At 30.8% G+C, this 26,028-nt stretch carries 25 protein-coding genes; 17 read left to right on the top strand and 8 right to left on the bottom strand.

The window, feature by feature from the left end:
* The first annotated feature begins 17 nt into the window (after nucleotides 1-17).
* The 4 genes from NNL09_RS04985 (at nucleotide 18) to NNL09_RS04970 (ending at nucleotide 5,893) form a co-directional block, all read left to right on the top strand.
* Nucleotides 18-3,578: a DUF6443 domain-containing protein gene (locus NNL09_RS04985; RefSeq protein ID WP_196909316.1), complete on the top strand. Its 3,561-nt coding sequence runs from the start codon at nucleotides 18-20 to the stop codon at nucleotides 3,576-3,578.
* Nucleotides 3,579-3,580: 2 nt separating this feature from the next.
* Complete coding sequence (locus tag NNL09_RS04980; protein ID WP_196909315.1) at nucleotides 3,581-4,072, top strand: hypothetical protein; 492 nt, start codon at nucleotides 3,581-3,583, stop codon at nucleotides 4,070-4,072.
* Nucleotides 4,073-4,075: 3 nt separating this feature from the next.
* The gene (locus NNL09_RS04975; RefSeq protein WP_196909314.1) at nucleotides 4,076-4,666 is read left to right on the top strand and encodes a hypothetical protein; all 591 of its coding nucleotides are present in this window, start codon (nucleotides 4,076-4,078) and stop codon (nucleotides 4,664-4,666) included.
* Between the two features lie 294 nt (nucleotides 4,667-4,960).
* Entirely contained in the window at nucleotides 4,961-5,893 is a 933-nt protein-coding gene (locus NNL09_RS04970) for a hypothetical protein (RefSeq protein ID WP_196909313.1), read from the top strand.
* Between the two features lie 418 nt (nucleotides 5,894-6,311).
* Here the strand turns inward: NNL09_RS04970 and NNL09_RS04965 are convergent, their stop codons facing one another.
* From NNL09_RS04965 to NNL09_RS04930, 8 genes are all read right to left on the bottom strand, one after another.
* Entirely contained in the window at nucleotides 6,312-6,479 is a 168-nt protein-coding gene (locus tag NNL09_RS04965) for a hypothetical protein (RefSeq protein ID WP_196918863.1), read from the bottom strand.
* A gap of 23 nt (nucleotides 6,480-6,502) precedes the next feature.
* Nucleotides 6,503-6,754, bottom strand: coding sequence for a hypothetical protein (locus NNL09_RS04960; RefSeq protein WP_196909311.1), 252 nt, complete (start codon nucleotides 6,752-6,754; stop codon nucleotides 6,503-6,505).
* The gene (locus tag NNL09_RS04955; RefSeq protein ID WP_196909310.1) at nucleotides 6,702-6,938 is read right to left on the bottom strand and encodes a hypothetical protein; all 237 of its coding nucleotides are present in this window, start codon (nucleotides 6,936-6,938) and stop codon (nucleotides 6,702-6,704) included. Before NNL09_RS04955 ends, NNL09_RS04960 begins: the two co-directional genes overlap by 53 nt.
* A gap of 14 nt (nucleotides 6,939-6,952) precedes the next feature.
* Entirely contained in the window at nucleotides 6,953-7,306 is a 354-nt protein-coding gene (locus NNL09_RS04950) for a hypothetical protein (RefSeq protein WP_196909309.1), read from the bottom strand.
* A gap of 531 nt (nucleotides 7,307-7,837) precedes the next feature.
* Complete coding sequence (locus NNL09_RS04945) at nucleotides 7,838-9,967, bottom strand: toprim domain-containing protein (protein ID WP_196909308.1); 2,130 nt, start codon at nucleotides 9,965-9,967, stop codon at nucleotides 7,838-7,840.
* An 82-nt stretch (nucleotides 9,968-10,049) separates the two neighbouring features.
* Nucleotides 10,050-10,280: a hypothetical protein gene (locus NNL09_RS04940; protein WP_108808925.1), complete on the bottom strand. Its 231-nt coding sequence runs from the start codon at nucleotides 10,278-10,280 to the stop codon at nucleotides 10,050-10,052.
* 19 nt (nucleotides 10,281-10,299) lie between these two features.
* Nucleotides 10,300-10,575, bottom strand: a complete 276-nt coding sequence (locus NNL09_RS04935) for a helix-turn-helix domain-containing protein (protein WP_108808926.1) — start codon at nucleotides 10,573-10,575, stop codon at nucleotides 10,300-10,302.
* Nucleotides 10,576-11,113: 538 nt separating this feature from the next.
* Nucleotides 11,114-11,839, bottom strand: a complete 726-nt coding sequence (locus NNL09_RS04930; protein ID WP_196909307.1) for a hypothetical protein — start codon at nucleotides 11,837-11,839, stop codon at nucleotides 11,114-11,116.
* A 383-nt stretch (nucleotides 11,840-12,222) separates the two neighbouring features.
* On the opposite strand from NNL09_RS04930, the gene NNL09_RS04925 reads away from it, so the two are divergent.
* The 13 genes from NNL09_RS04925 (at nucleotide 12,223) to NNL09_RS04865 (ending at nucleotide 25,995) form a co-directional block, all read left to right on the top strand.
* Complete coding sequence (locus NNL09_RS04925; protein WP_196909306.1) at nucleotides 12,223-12,381, top strand: hypothetical protein; 159 nt, start codon at nucleotides 12,223-12,225, stop codon at nucleotides 12,379-12,381.
* Nucleotides 12,382-12,456: 75 nt separating this feature from the next.
* On the top strand, nucleotides 12,457-14,403 hold the full coding sequence (locus NNL09_RS04920) for a sensor histidine kinase (protein ID WP_196909305.1): 1,947 nt from the start codon (nucleotides 12,457-12,459) through the stop codon (nucleotides 14,401-14,403).
* A gap of 12 nt (nucleotides 14,404-14,415) precedes the next feature.
* Entirely contained in the window at nucleotides 14,416-15,084 is a 669-nt protein-coding gene (locus tag NNL09_RS04915) for a response regulator (RefSeq protein ID WP_196909304.1), read from the top strand.
* 191 nt (nucleotides 15,085-15,275) lie between these two features.
* Nucleotides 15,276-15,446 carry a YjzC family protein gene (locus NNL09_RS04910; protein ID WP_196909303.1) on the top strand — a complete coding sequence of 57 codons (171 nt, stop codon included), beginning with the start codon at nucleotides 15,276-15,278 and terminating at the stop codon, nucleotides 15,444-15,446.
* A gap of 303 nt (nucleotides 15,447-15,749) precedes the next feature.
* A complete protein-coding gene (locus NNL09_RS04905) occupies nucleotides 15,750-16,070 on the top strand; it encodes a hypothetical protein (protein WP_231389216.1) in 321 nt (106 codons plus the stop codon).
* 116 nt (nucleotides 16,071-16,186) lie between these two features.
* Nucleotides 16,187-16,426 carry a hypothetical protein gene (locus NNL09_RS04900; protein ID WP_196909302.1) on the top strand — a complete coding sequence of 80 codons (240 nt, stop codon included), beginning with the start codon at nucleotides 16,187-16,189 and terminating at the stop codon, nucleotides 16,424-16,426.
* Nucleotides 16,423-16,716 carry a membrane protein insertion efficiency factor YidD gene (gene yidD, locus NNL09_RS04895; RefSeq protein ID WP_196909301.1) on the top strand — a complete coding sequence of 98 codons (294 nt, stop codon included), beginning with the start codon at nucleotides 16,423-16,425 and terminating at the stop codon, nucleotides 16,714-16,716. The genes NNL09_RS04900 and yidD overlap by 4 nt, the downstream gene beginning before the upstream one ends.
* The gene (locus NNL09_RS04890; RefSeq protein ID WP_196909300.1) at nucleotides 16,709-18,016 is read left to right on the top strand and encodes a hypothetical protein; all 1,308 of its coding nucleotides are present in this window, start codon (nucleotides 16,709-16,711) and stop codon (nucleotides 18,014-18,016) included. Before yidD ends, NNL09_RS04890 begins: the two co-directional genes overlap by 8 nt.
* Nucleotides 18,017-18,021: 5 nt before the next feature.
* Entirely contained in the window at nucleotides 18,022-18,411 is a 390-nt protein-coding gene (locus NNL09_RS04885; RefSeq protein ID WP_196909299.1) for a hypothetical protein, read from the top strand.
* Nucleotides 18,412-18,415: 4 nt separating this feature from the next.
* Nucleotides 18,416-19,951 (top strand): hypothetical protein, encoded by a 1,536-nt coding sequence (locus NNL09_RS04880; RefSeq protein ID WP_196909298.1) that lies wholly within the window; start codon nucleotides 18,416-18,418, stop codon nucleotides 19,949-19,951.
* 39 nt (nucleotides 19,952-19,990) lie between these two features.
* Complete coding sequence (locus tag NNL09_RS04875; RefSeq protein WP_196909297.1) at nucleotides 19,991-23,554, top strand: cell division protein FtsA; 3,564 nt, start codon at nucleotides 19,991-19,993, stop codon at nucleotides 23,552-23,554.
* Nucleotides 23,555-23,556: 2 nt separating this feature from the next.
* Complete coding sequence (locus NNL09_RS04870; RefSeq protein ID WP_254514208.1) at nucleotides 23,557-25,170, top strand: hypothetical protein; 1,614 nt, start codon at nucleotides 23,557-23,559, stop codon at nucleotides 25,168-25,170.
* A 6-nt stretch (nucleotides 25,171-25,176) separates the two neighbouring features.
* Entirely contained in the window at nucleotides 25,177-25,995 is an 819-nt protein-coding gene (locus NNL09_RS04865; RefSeq protein ID WP_196909295.1) for a hypothetical protein, read from the top strand.
* The last annotated feature ends 33 nt before the right edge of the window (nucleotides 25,996-26,028 follow it).

The raw sequence follows: 26,028 nt of genomic DNA, 5'->3' as shown, positions 1-26,028 counted from the left end.
ACTAATAAACATGTAGAATGAAAAAACATATAATATACATAGTAATGCTTCTGATCGGCTGGAATCTTCAGGCTCAAGTGGTGCTATCCGATAAGAACTATATACATACAGTAACTCCTCAAGCTGCTATGACTATTGCAGAGATGGAAAGTGTAAACTGTTCTAATATCAATGATATAGACAGAGCCATAGAAAGTGTTACCTATTTTGATGGACTGGGTAGACCCATACAGCAACGAGCAATCAAAGCCTCACCTACTGGTAGAGATATTGTAACTCATATCTCCTATGATGATTTTGGAAGACAGGACAAGCAATATCTTCCTTTTGAATCGGACAGTCATATTGGAGCTTACAAAGATGTAGACATTGATATTGATATCAACCAATATTACAGAGATAATTACCAAAGTGATTTCCCAGGCGTTTCGCTCCAAAATATTAATGCGTATTCTGAGAGTATTTTTGAACCTTCACCACTTAACCGAGTAACAGAAGTAGGTGCTCCGGGTACAGCTTGGAAAGCTAATAGAAATAGTGATGCAGATCATACTATTAAAACAAATTGGTATACTAATAAGACTAACGAGGTATTATATCATAAGGTAGTCTTTGCAAATCCAAGTGATACAGAGAAACCTAGTTTGGTTCAGGATGGTTATTATGATGCTAATCAGTTATACATTACAATTACTCATGATGAAAATTGGACTACAGCAGATAGTAATAATCGTACTGTTAAAGAATATAAAGATAAGCAGGGTCGAGTTGTTTTAAAAAGAGCTTTTAATGCAGGATCAGGACACGACACTTACTACGTATATGATAGATTTGGAAACCTCACTTATGTAATCCCTCCTAAGGTAAATGTAGCGGATGGTATTGATGAAACTGAGCTAAAAGAACTTTGCTATCAGTATAGATATGATCGCAGAAACCGATTAATCGAAAAGAGAGTTCCGGGTAAAGATTGGGAGTATATTGTATATAATAAGTTGGATCAACCTATCCTTACTCAAGACGCTAGTCTAAGAAAGTCAATAACTGGTAAAACTTTTGATCAGTGGTTGTTTACTAAGTACGATGCTTTTGGAAGGGTATTGTATACAGGAACGGTAATTAATAGCAGCCTTAGAGGAGTAATACAAGGTAGAACTAACAACGCAACATCACAAGATGATACTACACTGCCACAGTTTGAGCACAAACTAACCTCTCCTATTGCTGTTGGTGGGACTACTTTATACTATTCTAATGAGACGTATCCAACAAGTATCTATAAGGTGTTTACTATCAACTATTACGATGATTATAACTTTGATATTGATGGACTAACCAATCCTAATATTGTAGATGGGGAAGCCGTTTCTAATCAGACTAAGACTCTACCGACAGGTAGCAAAGTTCGTGTATTAAATACTAACTATTGGATTACTACTGTTACTTATTATGATAAGAAAGGAAGAGCTATTTATGTAGCTAGTAAGAATGAATATCTGAATACTAGTGATGTTGTAGAAAGTAAGCTAGATTTTGTAGGAAAAGTGGAGAGAATAAAATCTACTCATACCAAAGGAAACAACGCACCTATTGTTACGGTAGATACGTTTACTTATGATCATATGGGTAGACTAAAAGATCAAACCCAAACGATTAATGATCAAACTCCTGAAACTATTGTATCTAATACTTACGATGCTTTAGGTCAATTAATCACTAAAGAAGTTGGAGGAGGATTACAGGACGTAAATTATAAATACAATGTAAGGAGATGGTTAAAGAGTATTAATAACGATAACCAGAATGATAATGATCTGTTTGATTTTAAGATCAATTACAATACACCACAACATGGAGCAACACCACTGTATAATGGGAATATAGCAGAGACCCAATGGAAGACTGCCAATGATAATGTAGAGCGACATTACAAATATGAGTATGACGCTTTAAATAGGATTAATGGAGCAGATTATAATAATCAGAATAATAGTGAGCAAAATTGGTTTAAACTTTCTGATATCACTTATGATAAGAACGGTAATATAGGATCGTTAAAAAGATATAAGAAGGGAGGAGCTAATCAAAGCGTAGTATTAGATCATTTAGCTTATACTTACAACGAAGGAAATAAACTTCTAACTGTTGAAGAGCAGATTGATGGAGCTGGTGGATTTGAAGATGGTACTAATACAGGTAATGATTATTCGTATGATAAGAGTGGTAACATGACTATTGATAATAACAAGAACATTACCGGAATAGTTTATAACCATTTAAACCTACCTACAAGGGTAAATGTTGATGGTGGAGCAAAATATATTTCTTACATTTACGATGCCACTGGAGCAAAACTAAAGAAGATTGTAACAGATGGAAGTTCATCGACAACAGAGTACGCAGGTAATTTCGTCTATAAAAATGGTAATCTGGAGTTCTTTAACCAGCCAGAAGGGATCGTAGAACATGAGGCAGATGGGTATAAGTATATATATCAGTACCAAGACCATTTAGGAAATATCAGATTATCCTATAAAGATGCTGATAAAGACGGCAATATCAGTGCTTCCGAGATTGTAGAAGTTAAAGATTATTACCCTTTTGGAATGAGAATTAACTACGGAGCAAATCATGCTAATTCTATGATTAATGGTAGAAAACATAATTATGGGTATAATGGTATTGAGTTAAATGAAGATTTAAGTATTTATGAAATGGATCTTCGACAATATGATCCTGCAATTGCCAGATGGACTTCCATTGATCCAATAACACACTTCTCTTCTTCCACATATGTGGCATTTGATAATAATCCAGCATTTTGGGCTGATCCTTCTGGAGCTGATTCGGTGTACAATTGGAATTCGGGACGATATGAAGATGAAGAAGGTAATGAGGTTGCTTGGAATGCTGTTAAAAAAGAGTACGGTATTGGTCAAGACTCAAAACCTAATTTCACAGTAAATATAAATAATCCACAAGAAATTAAAGGTACACATGTAAGCCTAAAAGGAGAAGTTACATTTGGAGTACAATTTAGAGAAGGGCAAAAGTTTTTTGGATTTGGAGAGAAAATTGATGCAGGTGTTCATAAGGTTATTGCTGATGCTGAATTATTATGGAGTGTAGATACTGGTTTTATATTAAATGTTAATTTACCCAAAAGTATTCAAGAGTTTATTGAGCAGGATCATGAAGTTAGATTTGGGTATAGCGATATTGGTATAGGAGGAGAAATAGCAGGGTCATATAATGGAGAAGATTTTACACGGACTGAAGGTACAGGTAGCATGGGGCCAATTAACCTAACTTTGTCTCCACAATCAAAACACAATCTTGGTTTAGAAATTTATTCAGGATCACATACAATAGGTCTTCTTAGTTTTTCTGGAGCTTTGTCAGTTCAGAATATTCAGTTAGATTTGAGAACAGGTACTCCAGCTGATGGTATGGCATTAAGCAAAACAGCTAGAGATGGTTATTTACGTATGATGCAACATAATAGATATAGTAACGATGGATCTAATGAAAAACATCGTGCAAGGATGAAATTTTATAGAGCATTACAAAAATTATAACAATGAATATATCCTTATTTAATATTCTGATAGGAAACCAAAGATACGGTTATACTATAAATGCAGAAAAATCATCTGTAATTCAAGAGTTACAATATTTTGTAGATGAAAAGTATACAAATGACCCTTGGTACACAGGAACAATATCAAATGAGACTTTTGCATTAAAAAAAGTAGTGAAAAAAATTAATATCCCCTTAGATTTTTCATATAAAGTTTTTGGTAAATTTGAAGGGAAAGAGATTAAGTGTCACATTAATTATAGGGTTACTTTTTCCAATTATTTTATTAAGCATTTAAGTGTATGCATAGTACCGACACTTATGTTAATTTATATATTTTTGCATTATAATCAATTGTATTTATTAATTCCATTAATTTATTTTTTAATATCAGATCTTGTTTTTAATATCAGGAAATACTTTTTCAATAAACGTAATAACGATCATTTTACATTTTTCCTAAAAACAATTGAAAAAAAACTTCAGGACTAGAGGATGAAATTGATTATACCAGTGCTTTTATTTTTTATATTTTCCCAATCAAATGGACAAAATATTCAGATTAAGATTGACGATGTAAATTTTGATTTTCTCAAAAATAGCATTACCAAAAACGCTTGCTATAGTAATTCTGTAGAATTCCAACCTTTTTACAATGCGGACGGAAATTACAGTCTTTGTCTTCCTTCAATAAAGGATATGTTTAATTATAAAGAAAAAGGAAATGAATCGACAATTTTTCAATTGGAATGGGATCATACACCAGTGATAATAACAATAACTGAGTATCCTAAAATCAAATTTACTTTTAAAGAATTAATTTTTAAAGAATACCTAAGTATTAGTCCATATATCGGCAAAAAGTATGATTTTGGAATTGAAAAAATTAATAGCAAGGACGTATATTGGTTTAAGGAATTAGTCCCAGATTTAGAGTTTGGAGCTTACTCAACCCTATTTTACATATATAACGAAAAAAAGGATAAAATATATTTATTGGATTTTTCAACTTTCAAAGAGTCAAATTGTAAACTAAAAGGGTTAATGATAGATGTTTTAAAATCAATAGTATGGGAAAGTGATTGAATAATTATGCTAAACTAAGGGCTCCGCTAGTGGCGTCAAAGCTTGGAGGGTAAGAATATATAAATGATAAGAAACCAGTTACAGAAATGTAGCTGGTTTTTTTATTTGGATTACAATATTATAGTTTCATTTTTTGAAGCTGTACTATTGTATTTTGGTAAGATGAACAGGAATTATAAATTGTATAATATATCTGGATTATATTTTGTTAGCTTCGCTATGGTCCATCAAAAGCTGCACCTGTAGAAACGACACAAACAATATATAATTTAAATTTAGGTAAACGCTAACATTATGAAGGGAATCACATTATTATTAATCACTTTAACCTCTTGTTATAGTTATCAAGAGGTTAATAAAGAACCTGATATTCTTATTGCTGCTTATAAAAAAGAAGGTGGTGGAATTTATCTTATTAATACTAATAAAAATCAAACTATTCTATTAGATTCAATTAAGATACTACCAAGTGATCTAAAGTTTCTTAATTCAAAACATATAGCATATTTTGGAGATAGAATAATTGATATATTATCAAGTGATAAGCAGATAAAAAAAACTTCTAATTCATTTGTAGAAGCATATACTTCATTAGCTTTAACTGACAATACAATAGTTTTAGATTCACTTCATTATAGTTTTTTTACAGATGCTCAAGTTAAGAATAATAGATATAAACTTTTAGGATATACTCTAAATTTAGATAAGAAATTATTTTCTTTAGACATCGGAGATAAAGATTTTAAGTTTAAGAAATATGATGATATTGGTGACTTGAGATATGTATTTTATCCAGATGTTTTCCCGAAATCTGTTTCAATAAAAAAACATAAAATTCATTTAAAGATTCTTGACCTGAAAGAGCAAAGGATGACTACTTTTGATAGTTTGCCAAAGCCAAGATTTGAAAACAAAAATTTAATTTATTTTGACTCTGGATCTGTAAGAGTGGAAAAAGATCAAAAAATTAGTATGCTAAGTGTTTATTCAGATAAGAATAATAAACGTTTTTGTGTAATAGAAGAATATGATTATGTTAATAACATTAAATCAACGTTAAAAAAGTTTTTTATTGATAAAGAGATAACAGATAATTATAAACATAGAATCCATAACAATAAAGTATTCTTAGCTACTGATAATGCTATCTTTAAAATTGTAAATAATGAGCAAAAAGAAATCTATTCAAATGAAGATTTTAAAATATTAGATTTTTATTTAGAGTAATATACAGATTAAAAAAAATGAGTCGTCCTAATATAGGTTGACAGCTTATAAATATTTAGTTGAATCCAGTAAAGCTAGCTTTACTGGGTTTTTTATTATGTATAAATTAAGGCCCAAATGAGGTCTATGGGTAGGTCTTCAATTTTAGTTCATAATAGGCCATAGACAAAAATGTAATTAAAATTATGGAAAATTATTATTTAAGTACAGGACTAGCAATTTATGATAGATCTTTTTATTGTTGTTTTAAACATACTAGATTATGGTTATGTCCTGCTATTCTATTATCTCTAGTTTTATTTATGATATAAACGATCAAATAGGATATCCTTTGCAGTTTTGTGCCTAATAATGGTGTATGCTTTGAGTGAACAGTTGTTATTTTTCTGGCACTTTGAAGATAACGATAACATCATAACTATTCACATTTATCTGTTTTTCGATCTTCTAAAGTATAGTACAACTCTACACTTGTTTTTATAATACGTACTAAAAGGAAAGCACCAAAAATGACTTTCACAACGGTGGCAACGGTATCAGGTTTTTGAGTATTTTCTACTAATTTATTCATTGTATTGGGGTTCATAAGAGACATTATTGGGTAGTGGGTTATTCTTTACAGGCATTTTTCACTTCTTTAAATGACTTGATCATTTTTGCAGTAGCACTAAAGAAATATTTGGATATATAGAGCGCTCCAAAAATACCTCCGGATATCAGAATGGTTTTAGTGACAGTTTTTACTATTGGTTTGTTTAGAAAATCATCACCTTGTGTTGAGAATTTTCTAAACGTATTATTGTTCTCATTACTCATTCTCGAAGTATACCTCTTCTTCATTTTTTCTCTGTTTCTTTCCATTGGTTGTAACAATTTTATAGATAATAATGAAGCCAAACCCTATACCTAAAGCAAGTATTATCTTTTTAAGCTTTTGATTATCTAATAATAATCGATCTCTATGTTGGGTGAGTAAGTCAAGTTCTAGAGGGATATCCTTGATGAGATCAAGTTTATAACAGTCTATAATATTTGGATGTTTCATGAGATTTTTATGGGCTATATTTTGGTTATTTTTAACCGATCATCTCCTAAATGCAATAGAGCATATTCATACACACAACTCCAAAGCTTTCCTTCTTTGTTCATTTTATGAGTTGTAATTCCAAAATTAAATCCAGCTCCTAATAAAAAGTCATGTGTTTTGACCACTTCTTTTTTATTATCTAAAATTTTTTTAAGAATATTACGGTTAGCATCTAATGCTCTATCGATATCGGCTTTGGCTCTTCGTTTTTGTCGCGCTTTAAGGTTATTATAGCGGATTTGATTTTCTCTGGTAGCAAAACGTTGATCACTACGAGTAGGAGTAAAGAATTCTCCTGTTAGCAGATCTTTTATTTGTTCTATCATCTTCTAATTTTAAACTAAAATAATGATAGAAACAGTTAGAATATAAAGGGTGAAACCAAATTAACCTAAGTTAATATTGTTTAATACGTTTTAGGGTAAATCGATCATAAAAATATATATCTGGAAACCAGAAATGCACGCATATATAGTATTTCCGATTTCTATTGAGTATAAAGTGTTGGAAATTAAAAACTTAATATTAAAAGTTTGCTAAGCTGCTATTTCCAGTTTCCAATGTGTCTTACCCCAAATTAATATAGATTATTTTAAATTGAATTTAGACCAAAATACATTGTATCCCATACAATACGGATTAACATATAACTAATGTGTGTTATCTGTGTATTAACTTGATTTACAATACTTCAGTTTGTCTTTAACATATGTAATTATAAGAAAATGCACATTGGAAATAAGAAAAGCAGGATTTATTTCTTAATGATGGTGAATTCTTGTTTTTCAGAAAGTTAAGGATAACGGAAGTTAGAAATACTATATATGTGCGCATTTCTAACTTCCGTTATTTAGAGGTCATAGTTCTAGAGTCTTTTGTTTTTGTCCTCTTTTAATAGGAGCAAGGCTATAAAACACTTCCTTTCCTTCTTTTTTCTTTTGTAGTACAGAAGGAATACCTTTTCCGTTAGGTATTGGGATTCTTTTATCAATACATTCCTGTAAGCGCTCTCGAATAGTTCGTTCACTACAATCAAAATAAGAGGCAAGTTCTTCTACCAATGTTTTACCTTGAATGGAACTTCTTAACAATCGAGATATCTGTTGTTGAATTTCAAAAAGATCTGCTTTTGTTCTTCTGGATCTTGCAGATTCATCAATAAGATCAGCATCTGCTTCTACAAGTCCGTTGGTTTGTTCACAATACTTTATATAGAAAGGTTCAGGACGTCTTCCACCTCTAAACTTTAATATATTCAAGACAATCAAGTCCGTAGGTCGTCTGTTGCTATCTTTTTCAAATCCAATCTGAATTGCCGTAGTTGCTTTGTTAAGTAATTCTGTACCAAGATGCCCCCTGGCTTTATCTGTACTACCCGGGTTTTCATGAATAAGTGCCAGAAAAGTAACATCTTCAGAGTTGATACTGTCGTTCATTAAATCTATGAGCTGCATACTATCGCTCGACCTGTTAAAGTCTTGTATACAGTCTGTAATTACATCCAGTATTATAATCACGTGACCGGCATACATCTGTTTTACTCTTTTTATGTAGGATGTGAGAGCTGAAAACCGATCCTTTCTAGGAATTTGCAATAATGAAATGTAGTCAAAATCTTCTGGTGTATCTTCTCTTTGATGTCCTGCTTTTTTTAATATTTGTTGTAAAGCATATGGAAATTGCTCTGTAAGGTTACGTTCGGTATCTACATAGCAAATGGTTACTGCTTGTTGTGCGTTTTTTCTAAAGTGTAATAAATCACTATCCCAGGATTCTTTTTTGATCAAAGCACTGCAAATGGTTTCTGCTAATCTGCTTTTATGTACACCCGCTTTTCCTTGTATTACATTAATGGTTCTGGGGTATAGAATTCCTATATCTTTATGAAAGAGTAGAGGAGGTACTTTATGAATTAGTTTCGCTTTGCGCTCGGTAAGCACTTTCTGAGTTTTCAATAATAATGGTATATAGTCGTTTTCTTTTGCAAGTGTTTTTGTAGATAATAGTTGTATTTCTGGGAGTGGTTCTGAAGCTTCTATTTTAATATCAGAAGCATCTAGGTTGTAACCAAGCGCATAGAAATCAGCAATGTCTTTTCCTTTATCCTCCATTAATTTTTCTGGCAGTATCATTCGTTGTAAACCATATTTGTTAGAGAGTTTGATAGACTGTGAGATCCCGGTATGATCTATATCATATAAAACGATAACCTCTTTAAATCGAGCCTTAAGGTTATCAATAATTTTTGGAGGAGGATTGGCTGTTTCACTATTGAAACAAATAGCAGGTTCATTGCGAGCATAAAGCGAGAGCACGTCTTTTTCTCCACCAGTAATAAATACACGATTTCCTGTTTTTGGTAGTTGCTTATACCCAAAGATATACGCTTCTGGTTTATTGCCCAGCCATGCAAAACGAAAGCGGGTTGAAAGCGGACAGTAGATCTTATAACAGTCACTAGAAATTTTATATCCATACATAGGATTTTGTGAGGAAGAATTAAAAGAAATACGCTTACCTTGACTATTTAACCTGCAATATTTTTCTACTGGGTATACGCTAAAATGTTTCAATATTGGGGCAGTAATGCCATAAGTCAACCAATATTCCAAATCAATAGGTTGCCACTGTTGCTTACGTTGAATATCAAAATCGACTTTAGGATTTTCATAAGTAAGGTTCAAACTAAAATCTTTATTGATGATCATAAGAGCTTCCTTAAAATCACATTGTTTTAATCGCATTACCAAATCAAAAATGCTTCCTTCGTCCCCGGTTGCAAAATCTTTAAATCTCCAGTTGTTAGAGCCAGTGTTATAAATATTGAAAGAAGGAGTTTTTTGTTTGTTCGCTAAAAATGGATTAGAGATGTGTTTCCCTTGTTTAAGAATTCCTTTCTCATGATATGGTTGCAAGTAATGATTAAAAGCATCTTGCAAGTTTACCTTATTCAAGATATTTTCTTTTGTTAATATATCTGGGTTCATCTTTTTTGTTTTTAAAGTTTTTGGGATGCCTTAAGATATTCTGGCATATCATTCTAAATACCACATAAGACACCCCGTAGTATTATTTCTTTAACTGTTTATGCCTTTTTAATTCTTGGTTAACTTCATCTATATGATAGTACTTTTTGTTACCATATACATACGGAGTTAATTTTAGAATTCCGCTCTTTTGCCATCTCCATATGGTTACATAGGAAATAGGAGGATTGAATAGCTTTCTGATTTCACTAAGACTATAATAATCAGCTTCAGGATTAATAAGTTCTGTCTCCGTTCTGATAAATGTTTTCATATCATTCTATCATTTAGAGTTAGATTTTATGTTGTTCTAAAAAGGCCAGAATACTCTTTTTGGAGTATAAAATGGTACGCCCATGCTGTGAAGCAACAATATGATTATCATATAGAAGCTTTCTTAATTTACCATTACTCTTTATGCCAAGTAACTTTTTAGCTTCTATTGCACTAACCCAATCCGAGGTCTGTTTGTCTTTATCGGGTTTTTCGGTTTTCTTTACCCTTTGTACAACTTCTTCTACTAGCTTATAAAAAGCTTTTTTCTCGAATACAATGAATTTTCCTTTCATTATGATTTTTGATTTAATGAATACTCTTTTTAGATCATTGTACTTTGCAAAGTCAATTATATGTTTAGATATCTGAAGCAAATTTTAGACAAAAAACTATGAAAAACAATAGGTTACGAGAAGAGTTGAGATGCTCTAAATTTGGAGTGCTGTTTTTAGTATCGTCAAATGTGGGGATATGTTTTCAAATGTTTTTTAATGTCGATATATGCAAGTGAATTTTCGGGCAAAAAATCGAGCACAAAGGCAAACTTTAACGAAACAATAACGTTTTGATAATGCTTTTTTGAGTGTTTTTGAGCTTTAAGAGAGGTGAGTTTTGGTGTAAAAACGTCAAATGAGGTTGGTTGAGGTTTAGAAAGTGTCAGATTTCGAGAATTTTAGAAATCTAGATACGAGCAATTGTTGCGAAGTATTATCAACAATTTTGATTTGAATATTCTAAGGCATATTCAATGATTTTAGATAATTAGTTAAGCTTTGGTTTATTATATCTATTATGTTAAATAAGTATCGCTTAAAATATATAAGCATTGAATTAATCCTTTATCACTTTATCAGTACTAATAAAAGAATCCGGTTTAAAATTATGCTTGGGGACATATTTCTCTATAATATATGGAGTGATTTCATCTAATGTTTTCCCAGTTGTTGGGTGTAATCCAGGTGCCGTAAAATATTCTATTTCACCTTTTTTATTCTTATAATACCATATTAAAGGTTGTTTTTTGGCCTCGTCAGCAAAAAACTTGGTTAGTATAGTCACTTCTACTTTTCTGAAATTAGATAGTTTTTTTGTTTCGAATGGTTCTATTTTTCTTCCTGACTTTGGATGGAAATTCAAGTCACAAGAGATTTTTTCATAATGATCTTCTACCCATGCCATGCATTTATAGTTTGAGTCTTTAATAATAGCTTGATCATTTTTTATTAAAAATAATATCAATAATGGCAATACTATAGCCGTACCTATTTTTGAAATCAAATAAGTGAGTCTTTTAGGTCTAGTTTTCTTAATGAAGTTTCCATAATCATTATATCCTATATACTTACATAATTCATTAATAGTATGCTTACTTGGATTTATGTCAATCTTATCTTTTAAAACATATTTTTTATAAGTTCTTTTTAAGGTTGTACTACTTACTTGATTAAGTTTTCTTGAAACATATTCTGTTAAGGCATTTTCGGTATGTGTTGCATACTCTTCTCTGGCCTTTTTGAATGCTTTTCTAACAATTAGTCTTATTATTCTATGATTCATAGATGAAATGAAAATTTATTCGTCGGTCATATCTCGGTCATACCTCTTGAAACCCTTTGTGTTTAAAGCTATTAGAGATGACCGAAATGTGCTCAATTTATGCTTGACTCTATCCAAAAATCATCATCTAAATTTGTCTTCAACAACTAGTTCTTGTTATGCATTGCTAACATAACAAATGTACAAAACTAGTTATTACGAAAATTCGTATTGCAGTTGGTATTCAGCCAATTGGAAAGTAGCTAAATGCGACTGCTAAGGATTTTCACTTTCCAAAAAACAAAGGAGTACTCCCTTTTTTCTAACGGATGCTGTAAGCATACATATCCGGGCAAAATGCCCGAACAGCATCCACTTTGTTTAATTCGAAAATTTTTAAAAAGATGAAAAATTTATTTTATATACTGATAGCCCTTGTTATGGGTGTGAACTTTACTTCTTGTTCTATTGAAAACCTTGAAGAATCTGAAGAGTTATATACCAATGTATTCGCTACAGAAGGAGATGATGAACAGGTTGTAGATGAACCAGATGGAGATTAATAATAAATTACATTAAATTGAAGAGCTGCATTTTTGTGCAGCTTTTCTTTTTATCTTAATTTTAAATAAAAAATATTGCATATTAGACTCGTCATAATAATTCTAGTACTATCATTTTTATCATGCAGTAAGATAGATAAAGGCAATCTAATACTTAATGAACAAAAATCTGATAGTGCTTTATATCATTATAACCTAGCAAGAGATAAGACTAATTCTATAAATAAACGGTATGAAAGTATTAACAAAGCATTTAGGCTAGTCAAAAAAGGTAAAAATGATACACTTGTTCTAAAAATTTTATTTAGGAAAAACTCTATTCATTCTCGTCTTAAGCAATTTGATAGTTTAAGATACTTTAATGAAGTCTTATTTAATCTAGCAAACTCAAATAATAATGATCGGTATTTAGGGCAACATTATTATCTAAAAGGTTATTATTTTAATATTATAAAAAAGATTCCTGATAGTGCTTTTTATTATTATAATCAGTCTAAAAGTTACTTCACAAAGATTAACGATAGTAGTCAAGTAGGTAGGCGTCTATTAACAATGGCACTTATTCAACAAAATTCAGGAGATTATTTTGGAAGTAAAGAAACTATTACAGAATCCTTACAATATTTACTTCCTTATAAAGATGTCAAATATATAGCTTCCGCATATAGTGTATTAGCAACTAATCATAGAAAGTTATTTAATTTTGATGGTTCGAAAAAGTATTACATTAAAGCAATTCAAACTGCAAGTTCAAGGGAAGATAAGTTAAAGTTTACCAACAATTTAGCTACTGCTTACATCTCAAATAAAGAATATTCAAAAGCTATTAAAAAACTTATTGAAATAAACAATGATACTTTATATATAAGCAAACCCATACAAAAAGCAAGAGTAATTGACAATTTAGCATATGCAAGGTGGTTGAAAAATAAAAACGATATTGAATTTGAGTTACAGACTGCATTAAAAATACGATTAAAAAATAATGACAAGCGTGGTCAAATAGCTAGTTATACGCATCTATGTGAATACTTCTTAGAAAAGAATCAAGAAAAAGCTAAGCTATGGATTAAAAAAGCCCTAGTAGTATCGAAAGAGATTAAAAATCCAAAAGGGGAATTAGATGCTTTAAAATTATTCATGAGAATAGAGCCTAATAATGTAAACTTGAAAAATAGATTTATAAAATTAAGAGATAGTATATACAAATTGGAACTACAGGTTAAAACTCAATTTGCCAAAATTAAATATGATGATAAATTAAAGCAAGAAAAAATACTTAAACTGGATAATGAAAATGCAGAAAAAGAATCTGAAATACTAAAACAGAGAAATCAAAAAACATTTTATTTTTTCGGAATAATAGTTTTATTAATAGTAATTGGTTTTTTGGCCTATTTTTTTAAACAACGTAACAAGCGTAGTAAACAAGAAACAAAAATAAAGTTAGTTGAAAAAGCATATGAAGTAGAGACCCAAATTTCTAAAACGATACATGATGACCTTGGCAATAATGTGTTTCAGGTTATGATGCAATTCAAAAATAATCCTAGTGACCCCATAATTCCTAAAAAATTAAATGAAATCTATAATAAAACAAGAGATATCTCGCGAGAATATAGTGGGTTTGATGTCGAAGGAGAATACAATAAACAACTCTATAGTATGCTTACTAGTTTTACCTCTGATCAAACCAAATTAGTATTAAGAAACTTTGATAATGTTAATTGGCAAAAAATGAGCAAAGCTGTGAAAATTACTTTATATCAAGTTTTACAAGAATTAATGATTAATATGAAGAAACATAGTGAAGCAAAATTTGTAGGCATTACGTTTATTCAACAATCAAATAAACTAAGTATTCAATATTCTGATAATGGTATTGGAGCCTCTAAAAAAAGAATGCTACATAAAAATGGACTTCAGAATACGGAAAAGCGTATTCGAGCCATTAATGGAACAATTATATTTGATCCAGAAAACGAAAATGGCTTTAAAGCTAAAATACAGATTCTGAGTTAAAATGAATATCATATGTTCAAAAAGATATTAATTGCCGAAGATTATGAGTTTGCCAATCAAGGAATAGTTAATCTATTAAAAGAAAAGATGGGTATTGCTGATATATATAATACCCAATATTGTTATGATGCATATCTTAAATTTAGGAAAGCACATCAGGATAATCAACCTTTTGAATTACTAATCACTGATCTTTCTTTTAAGAAAGATCATAGGGAAAGAAATCCAACTTCAGGTATTGAGCTTATTGAAGAGATCAAAAAAATACAGCCAGATATAAAAACTATCGTTTATTCTCAAGAAGATAAGCCTGACAAAGTTAGTATGATATTTGACAAACAACATATAAATGGATATGTATGCAAAGGTCAGAATGCTATAAAACAATTAACTTCTGCCCTTGAGCAGGTGTATTTAGGAAACACTTATATCCCACAGGAATTAGAAGGTAAATTGTATAAGGACAACACGATTAATCTTGATGATTTTGATATTTTAATTCTTAAAGAATTGGCTAATGGGCTTACCAAAAAAGAAATTTCAGAGAAACTAAAAAGGCAAAAAAAGACTCCTAGTAGTGAAAGTACTATAGATAAAAGGGTAGGTAAGCTATTTGATTATTTTAAAGCAAAAAATACAACTCATTTGATTGCAATGGTCAAGGATCTTGGATTTTTATAATGAGAAACTGAAATAGCTATAGTAAACCAAATTTTTTAAAAACCGAATAACACCTCATATAGTAAAATGTGAGGTGTTATTATTTTAATTACATATAATTCTTATAAAATATTGCTTCCTTACGAATATTCGTAAGGAATTGTTTTACAATGGTTTTAGGTTTGAAGTATAATAATTTAAAACTTAAAATTATGGCAAGAGTACCACTAGGAACAACTAGAAAAACAGGAGAAAAATGCCCAGAATCAGGAGTATGGGAATCTCAGGGAACTCCTTCAACTACAATTCCTTTATCTGAGGGAGAAACTTTTCCTCCTTATAATGATGAAGACACCACCTGGAAGTTAATTGCATATGCTTAGGCATAAAATAATCCAAGTAATTTTCTAAGGCTTGTTATTGGGTTAGCTTGTTGTTGTTTTACTTAGTCACTTAAAAACCTCAACAAGCTTAACCTTTTTAAAAACTCTAGAACCTTTCTAATTAAAAACTCGTAACTGAAAAAAATTATATTATTATTATTTATTTTATTTAAAGTCATTTCAATTTTGGCATAAGAACCATTAATTAATTTAGCCAAATCCACTACGAAACCTTCTTTTGATCAAACCGAAGAAGTCTATTATAGTTTTGTTCAAGGGGATGAAATCATTTTTGATTTTACGATGATAAAAAGTAAACATTTTAAAGAAATCGAGGTGGTAGAATTACCAAATCACATGCTCTTTTTAGATTATAAGGTTACCCAATTGAATAAAATCAACTTCATAAAAGACAATATAAAGTTTACACTAACACTACTTGCATTTGTTTTAGTCAGCTATCAAAACGATCCTAAAGTATACATCTGTATGGGGAAAAACAGCAAGCGATATCACTATACAAAACATTGTAGAGGATTATCTCGATGTTCTACCAAGATATACGAAGTTACTTTGTCAAAAGCAAAGGAGATAGGTAGAACTCTTTGTGGTTGGGAAGACTAATACCTCCAGTTAGTTAAGAAAAGAGCAGTTTTTATATCGCTTTTTTTTATGATTACGAATTTACGTAAGGGATTGATTGATGACCTCCTTAGTTTTGAGTATAACAAAAAACAACTATGGAATATAAAGTAATCCCATTTGTAGCATCAGTAACTCAAAATAAAGATGCTTCAAAACAAGTAGCTGAGCAATTAGAAGAAATCATAAAATACCATTCAAATTCTGGATGGAAATATGTGCGGTTAGAAAGTGTAACCACATTTGTGCAACCTGAAAGTGGTTGTTTTGGATTCGGAGGGAAGCCCGGATATACTACTTCTCGACAAATGGTTGTTTTTTCTAAAACAAAAGGATGAAATTTTTCTTATTACTCATCATTCGATTGTATTGGACTTTCATCCCAAAATCAAACCGGAGAAGGTGCATTTTTAAAAAAAGCTGCTCTAATCATGTTTTTGAGATCACTAAAAAGCAAGGGTTTAATAAAGGAATTAGCGCATTGAAATTTAGATATAGAAACTGTAGGACTGGTTACTATATTCTAGATATTGACAACACAAAATTGTTGATTTCTGCTAATAATGAAATGTTCTTACAAGAAGAAATCCATAACAGAATTCTAACAAAATTAGATACTGATGAATAACAAAATTAAAAATTATATGTTTTCAAAATTAATACTATTGTTTGCTTTAGCTATGCTAATGATAAGCTGTACAGAACAGCTTGAATATGAGTTTGTACCCTATCATCAAACAATTCAGGAAACTCCAGCCTTAGAAAGAATTAATTTCTTTTTAGAAACTTCAGTAAGTATGAAAGGCTATGTTAATTCTGATATTGTAGGTCACTATCCGCTTAAAGAAGTAATTCCATTTCTAATTACAGATTTAGATAAAATGTATAATGATATCATACAAATTTATACGATTACTAACAGTCCAAGAAAATACAGGCAAGACAGGCAGAGGTTCGAAGATCAACTGAATAAAGGAACAATTTTAGAGGGAAGATCATCAAAACTTCAAAATGTATTCGGTCATGTGATTGATGCGGTAAAAGAGAATTCAGTAAGCATATTGGTCTCAGATTGTATTCCTGATCTAGGTAAGAGTAATACAAGAGTACATAGCTCTAAAATAACTACAAAAATATATCATCATCTGATCCAAAAAGAAGATTTGGGAGTTGTAGTTTTTCAATACCTCAGTGATTTTAACGGAACTTATTATTATGATCGCTTAAATACAGGAAGTGGGAATCCACGAGAAAGACCTTATTACAATATCGTATTACAGAACCGTCCTTTTTATATCTGGGTTTTTGGAAATAAACATATTGTTAAAGAGCTAGTAAGTAGGGATATATTCGGGAAGTATGCACAATCTCATTCTTATAATATTCCAATGAACAATGCTGCATTCCATCTTCTTAAAAATCCCAGAGAGGGAAAAATAGCAATCAATATAGAAAATAATTTGTTACGAATTAAAGAAATCAGTCAAAACCGACCTGTACAATTTACCATGGGGATCAATTTACATAAGCAGCTTCGAGGTTTTCATAAACAATTTATGGACTCAAATAATTATACGGTCGAGCCTGGATTTCTCAAGGAAACTATTGTATTGAAAACCAAGAACAGAAGTATTCTTTCAGAAAAGAATGTGGACAAACCAACTATTGAACATGAAAAACTATCTCACTTCTTACAACCAATTTTTCATGATTTAAATCCTAATACAGAGAAGATCAAGATCACACTTTTTAATAAGAATCCGTTATGGATCAAACAAACTAGTCTTGATGATGATCTTGGAATAGTTGCGGATTCGTTAACCTACAAAACCTTTGCTTTTAATACCATTACCAAGGCTTTTGATAGAGCATTTAAAAGCCAAAATGACACTTTAGCACATTTTACACTTACTAAAAAACGCCAATAAATATTATGGAAAATTTTTATTTTTTATTCGAAGATCTAAATAATTGGTCGGTATGGGATGAAAGAGGATATACAGTAGGGTTTATGATACTACTATTCTCTTCATTACTATATGGGTCAATATTTTACCTAATGCTAGGAAGAAGAGGAATGCGCTTTTCTACGATGGGAAGCTGGTTTTTATTTGGACTATTTAATGTATTTACTGTTTTTATTACATCCATCGCTTTAGAGGGTTTCTCTGTATTCGAACTAGCAACTTTAGGTGATTTTTATTATGAAATATGGTTATTCGCTATGATCAATGCTCTATATTCCTTTATAGGCTATTTCTTTCTATCAATAGGGCTTAAGCGATTCTCTATTTATTCTAAATATATTCCTGTAAAATTTTAATCTTATGTCTAAACCAAAATTATATCTATTTGCCATTGGCGGTACCGGTTCTAGGGTATTAAAGTCATTAACTATGTTGCTTGCTTCTGGTATCAAAACAAATACAGAAAAAATCATTCCGATGATTATCGATACTGACATTAATAATGGAGATGTAGAAAAATGTAGAAAGCTAATTCAAAACTATAATAAAATCCATACTACTATTTATACAGGAGTTCCAGAAGAAGAAGATCAAGGTCATTTCTTTAGAACTAAAATCATGCCTCCTAAAGAGATGAATATTAGTGGAACAGATTACGGCACATTAAAAGACATGGTTGATTATAATTCGTTGTCTTCAAAAAAGATGGAAAAAACGAAAGCGTTATTTGATCTCTTGTACAGCAATGCTAATAAAGATATGCCTTTGGAAAAAGGATTTCTAGGCAACCCGAATGTGGGTAGTGTAGTGCTAAAAAATGTGGTTGAATCCTCTGAGTTTAAAGAATTCACCCAAGATTTTAAACAAAATGACCGCATCTTTATTATCAGTTCGATTTTTGGAGGAACCGGAGCAGCAGGATTTCCGTTACTTATGAATGTATTTCGTGATGAAAATAGTGGGATGAATAACAAAACCTATATCAATAATGCTATTATTGGTGGAGTATCTGTACTTCCTTATTTTCAAGTTGACGTAGAGAAATTCAACAGTGGTGATAGTGCTATTAACTCTAGTACATTTATTACTAAAACCAAAGCCGCTTTATCGTATTACAATAGAAATTTAAAACAACTCGTAAATACCATGTTTTATGTAGGAGACACTCGACAGAGTAATTATGAAAACTTTGATGGCGGTATTGAACAAAAAAATCCTGCCAACTTTATTGAATTAACGGCAGCTTCTTCTGTTCTGGAATTTCTAGAATACGAACCTAATGCCGGAACAAAGGAGGACCTGTCACAAACTTCTCGTTTTTTTGAGTATGGTGTGAATCAAGATTCTGGAATGTTACATCTTAAACAGCTTAAAGGAGACGAGTATATCAAACAATTTATACACTTTCACTACTACAACATCTACGTATCTAATTATATGAAAGACGCATTGACTAATGATAAACTTGCCTGGAAAAATGAATTGAAACTTTCTAATAACTATGAGAAGCAACCCTTTTTTAAAAACCTAGAATCTTTTACCAATCATTACTATTATCGATGGTTATTAGAACTTGCTTTAGAAAAACATGACCGTAAGTTTTTACCCTTTGATCTTTCGATTATAAGTAATAAAGGGAGTTTGATAAAAGATGTCTCAGGAACATTACCAGCTGAAGTTACATTGGACGAGAAAAAACTATTCACACTTGTAACAGGAATTCATGCTAATAACAACAGTAGTTTTTTTAAAAAGGATAAGATCAAGTATGATGAAGAATTTTCAAAAATCGCAAAAAGTATTGCTGCCCAACCATTAGGTAATAGAGAACGAACTCTGAGTACTTTACTTAATCAGGGAATATCTAACATTATTGATAATCGATTTTCACTATAAATATCCAAAGTAAAATTATCACCAAATAACGACAAGATCATGCCACATAAATTAAGTTTAATAAAAGAACAGGTGATTCCATCTATAGGTTGGAATCAATTTGCGAATAACCCGTATGATGAGGGGAAAATAGGAGATATCACAGATAATATGGGTACATCAGAAGTCCCGGTTACATCTATTCCATCACCTTTTGCGCAGATGCACTTGTTCGAAACCTCATTCTCTTTTATTAATAAGTCCTACATGAGTGCTGGTAAGAGTGTTTCAGCCTTATTAGGCAAAACTACATATCACAAATATATTTCACACTGTTTGGATATATTCGAAATCTTATTTTGTTATGAAACCTTAAAGCTGAAAGGAAGGATTGAAATAGAAGTATGGAAAAAAGAAGAATTACAACGCTTAAAACAAGACCACAACCCTGGGATAAGAACTTTTGCAGAAACACTTAGGATATTCATTGATAATTATAATAAAGATTCTAGATTCACTAATCGAGGGATTACTAATGTTTTTGATGAATTCACTTTGATTTTTTTGGACCATCATATTATAGCCGGGACTTCTCCTTACACAGGTTTCTTTACGATAGGTGATAAGCTCCCGGAAATACTGAAAAGTAATTATAATAATCGCTATTTTTTTACAGGGAATGAGCCGCTTTATAAACGTAGTAGAGATTTTCAAAAATTCATGAATATTTTCTTTATGACCCACCCCAGTATCACTCAATCTTTTAAAGAGGTTTATAGTTATATAGAAAACAACAGAAATCATATTGCGGATCCGGCCATGAAAAATATGATTAGCAGTCTTAATAGAAATCAAGGAGAAGAGTATACTAATAATTATGAAATTCTGGAAATTAGTAATCAAGAAGTAAGTTTTCTAGGCGGGACTGTACCTTTTCTTTGCGAAAAATTTGACCTTGTAGAAGAAGAAAATATAGCCAGACAAAGCGATTTTATAATCCAAACAAGAAAATTATTAGAAAAACCTCCCTTAGCTTTATTAGAAGGTTTAAGTAGAAAACGATGGAACTATCTTAATGGCGAATTCCCTGAAAAAGCAAAACTATCTACAAAAACACCTATCCAGAAAAGAAAACTACCGCAATCTGTTATAGAATATCCTTGGATTACTCGTAATGATTTACTTTCTAAACATCTTATACAACTAGATTATCCAGTAAATACTGCTAAATTCTGGCTTCCTTCGGGAGAAGTTAAGAATATTATTTTACCCGTTACAGAAACCTACTTTAACTATTTTACTCTGGAAGATCTTAAAAAGCAGATTTCCATAGAAAAACTAAAGCTAGGGGCTATTGTTGTTACTCTGGAAATTCCGGTAAAGGCAAACAATGGGAAAGGAACCATCAGTTTTGAAAGAACATATGACAAAGTGCAGCCCGAGACTATCGACAATGATGAGTATGGTGCTCTTATAAAAACATATATGGCATTTGGAATCTATCCGTTTTTTAAAGTCTCAGACACAAAATATAATGATAAATACAAAGTATTATCCTATCATCTAAAAGGAGAAGAAATATCATATAATTTCATAAAAGAAGAATTAACTAAACCTGAAGTCATACGAATTCCTACCAAGGCACATTCCAGAACCAGAAACAATGAAAAATATCCTTGTATAACTAATTATTTGGATGTAACAACAATACATAGGAATGAACAGGGAGAAACCGAACTGAATACTAAAACAAAAGATATAACTTTTGATACTGTACATGTACGCATTCATAATACTGATAAGAATGTAATTTTAGAAGGTATTTTAATTCCCCTTATGGGAGAAGTAATTTCGCTAGCAAATAAAGATGCTTCTATCGCCTTTGATATAGGAACGAGTAATAGTTTTGTCGCTGTTAAGACCTCAAACACCATAGAAAACCTATCCTCATACAAAGGAAAAGACAATACTGCTAATCCAGATATGGTGATGTTACATCTACCAAATAAAGAAACCGAAGTATTCAAAAAATATGATCTGGATTCTATAAATCCAATCTATGGTGCTGCACAGATTGCAGAGTTTTTGCCTGCCCTTGTGGGCCACGATTCAGTTTTTAAGTTTCCGATTCGCTCTATTATTAATATTGATAACGATACAAATCCCGAGCAAACCAATACTATAAATGTATTATCCAGTACCAATATCCCTTTTGGCTTTGGGCAACGGGTATTACGTAGAGATTATGATTTTGTACATTCTAATATCAAATGGGGAGTTACAGATGGGACTAATATCGCTGCTCAAAATAAACTGAAAGCATTTATGGAACAGTTGATTTGGATGGGGAGAAATAAATTATTGAGTGAAGGGGTTAATCCCGGAGCTGCAAATTTATTATGGTTTAAACCTTTAAGTATGGGAAGTAACCAGATGACTGTCTTTACTGATATCTGGAACGAACTATATTCTTGTTATTACAGCAAGTCCTCTAATACCGAAAAACTAACCAGTATCACAGAATCATGGGCACCTTATTATAGTTATGACAGAACCTTTGGAGCTGGTGAAATCTATATGAACCTTGATATTGGTGGAGGGACAACCGATTTGATTGTATTTGAAAACAATAAACCTGCATTAACAACCTCTTTTAGGTTTGCAGGAAATAGTCTTTTTGAATCTCATAGCGGAAATGATCCTTTTGATAATGGCTTTGTCTCTCGATATGAATCTATAATGAGAAAGAGCTTTGGAGAAGATTTTTCTAAAACAGATATTATTGATTATGTAAAAAACTCTAAAGGATTACTATCTACAGATTTGATTAGTTACTTCTTCAGTTATAGCAGCTTTGCTAAAAAATTGATGTTAGATAGCGAATTTAAGCTACTATTCCTGATTCACAATAGTGCTATATTTTACCATTCTTTTCAGATTCTGAAAATGAGTAGTGTTAAAAAACTTCCTTCTTACATTGGAGTCAGCGGAAATGGAGCAAAACTATTAGCAATTAGTAATGGATCCAATGATCTAAATCGTCCCAAAGGTATTGGAAACCTTGTAAACTTAATTATAAAGAAAGTAGTCCAACAAGATGAAATCCAGGTGATAGAGCTTCAAATATTAAATAATCCAAAAGAATCCACTGCAATTGGTGGGATCAAAGGATTAGAACAAATAAAAGCGAATCCAACTGCAGATATTGATAATTTTTATCTCTCTTTAGGAAACAAAAAAGATTTAATCCATGATGCAGATACAGCTCAAAAGAAAACGCTGCAGTATGCAAATTTTGTAAAGGAGTCTGATCCTACAATATCGGAAATAACCCAAAACGTTATTGATTATTTTGATTATTTTTTTGATGAATTATGGTTCGAAGCAGATTTGATCAAAAACTTTGGTCTAGAAAAGTCTTATAATCCAGAAAAACTAAAAATATTCTTTTCTGATCCTTCAAAAATTAGTAATACTATCCGAGAAGTTATCAATTATAAAATAGATGTAGAAAAAGAATCTATGCTAAGTGATTCATTGTTTTTTGAGGCTATAAAATCATACTTGTACGCATTTTCTAAGATCATTATATCAGAAAAACTGAATCAATTTAAAGGTGTGTAATGATGAAAAACACAAAAATGTTTAAAGTAATCGCATTGGTAGGATTGATGATATTAGGGTACAGTTTTACCACAGTTCAAGATGTACATCTCTCTGAAAAAGAAAAAAGTCAAGTATTGAAGGAAAATAAACAATTGATTTATACATTGTTTGATAGTATTTCTTATAAAAGTTTGGATTTGATTATGAGGGATAGAGCATTTAAAAACAATTCAGAAGCGATTCCGGATTTAAGAGATGTTACATTAGATAGTATTCATTTACAGTTTAATTCATTTGATCAATCTGATAAAAACATCGATTCCTTGCAGAACTACACTAAGAGATTTATTAAATTAAGAAATCAATATAGTGTTTCTGTTTTTTACTCAAATGAGCAGTTTGGTGATTCTTTGAACACAATTCTAAAAACCAATTTAATCAGTAAGAGTGTTATTAAACATAAAGGAAATGAAGTTCCTTATATAGAGCTTATCAATAAAATCCAGAGATATATTGAGTTTACTAAAGATAGCTTCAAAATAATAGAAAATAGAAGTGAGCAGTTACAAAACAAAAATAACAAGTCAGCAAATTTACTTGATACTGTTTTAGAAGAAGAAAACAGAGAAAAATCCACCTCTAATTTTGAATCTGTTATAAAGAAATATAATTGGATGTTACTTATCATTTTGATTATTAGTCTTGTCCTTAACGGGCTCTTAGCGTTTCTGTTTTTTAGAGTTAAAAGAAAATCAAATAAGAATAAGGATTTAGCTCATATCGATGATGCTCCTAATACATCAGAAATGAATCAGAAACTGATAGATATACAGAAGATTGAAACTATTATTAACAGAAGGTGTCAGAATTACATTTCGAGATTGAACCACCAATACAATAAGGATTGCGTATCCAGTTTGTCCAATACATGGAAATTTCTAAAAAAAGAATTACTTCAAGAAATCAGGTCGAATCAATTTTCAGATACAGATAAACTTCAAAAATTCCTTGATCACGAGTTAGAAAATCGAGTAATAAACCTTGAAGAAAAATTGAGAACCTGCAATGATAAAGATAATGCCGAAAGAAAAATTAAACAAGAGATAGTAGCTCAAAATTTTATCTTAGAATATGTATCTTATAATGCCGTTTCACCAGAAAAGATATCAAACATAGTAGATCACTCTGTAAGGAATTTAATACAAGAATTACCAGATACAATTACGAATCATGATCTATCTAACAAGATAGAAGATGTCAAAAAACACATTCTAAATAGTATTAATAAAACTATTCGAGAGAATTTAATTCTATACTTTCCTTTTACTGATGATAAAGGACAACTATCTGATGATAAAAAGTCAAAAATTAAGAAACGGGATAGCGCTTTACAATTAATAATGGATCCTAATGATTCTTCTAAAGCTACTTTTCGATTGTTATATGACTATTCAGACATGATGCAAGCGGGCATACAGAGTTATGATATTTTTCTTTTACCTATTTGTAACCTAACTAGTGAAAATTTTAATAGAACTGGTTCGGAAATTAAGCAAATAGGAGAAGACGGACAGATGCAATTAGTAGCAAATCAATGGGAAGTTGTAAAAAAAATAATGATCAAAATAATTTAAAACCTTATGATATATCTAATCATTATACTAATCATTACTCACATTGTAGTGCTCTATCAGTTAAAAAAATATCTAAAAGCTTACAAAGAAAATAATTACAATTATATAACGAGCGAACTAAAAAAGATAAACCAATCTTTCAACCAGGGTATTAATGGAATAAATCTACAGGTGAATACCTTTTCGCAAAATACAGATCAAACTTTTGAAAGCCTAAAGAAGACTACTTCGATTTTTACCAGAAACTATAGTAAGAATTTTAACGAGCTTACTAGTTTTATTAAATCCGATTATAAATCTATGATTGCACTTGTAGAAGGAAATAGTAATTTATTAGGAAATTTATTGCAAAGAACTGAAGAAAACATTGTCAAAAATAAAGAACTAAAACCTGTATTAGTAGATAGCCATAATGAATTAGAAAAAGTCTACAGTAAAATAAAATTGTTGATATCAGGATATGAAAAAAGTCTTAAAAGTATCCAAAATGAAATGGAGGATACCCTTATGATTATAGAAAATAATATGGACGCCAAAATAAAACAACTCTCCGTTAAAGGAGAAAAAACAATTTCAGAATCTTTAGAGGTTAGTAAAAATACGATCCATACGCTTACTGATGAAACAAATGCTAAGCTAAAAACGATATTACATGATAATCAAATACGGCTTTTAACAGATAAAGTTCATGCTATAGAACAGGAGTTAAAAGCTAATCTTTTAGGTATAAACAATACTATTGAAGGATTGGATAACATGTTTATACAAAAACTAAAAGAACATCAAGAAAGTAATAAAGAAAAGAAAGGTTTTTTTGGTTTTTAAATTAAAGCTTTTCTTACCGTTTAAGATTAGATA

Source organism: Aquimarina sp. EL_43 (genome assembly GCF_943422735.1).
In the GTDB taxonomy this organism is placed as follows: Bacteria; Bacteroidota; Bacteroidia; order Flavobacteriales; family Flavobacteriaceae; genus Aquimarina; species Aquimarina megaterium.
This window is presented reverse-complemented; position numbering and strand designations above follow the sequence as displayed.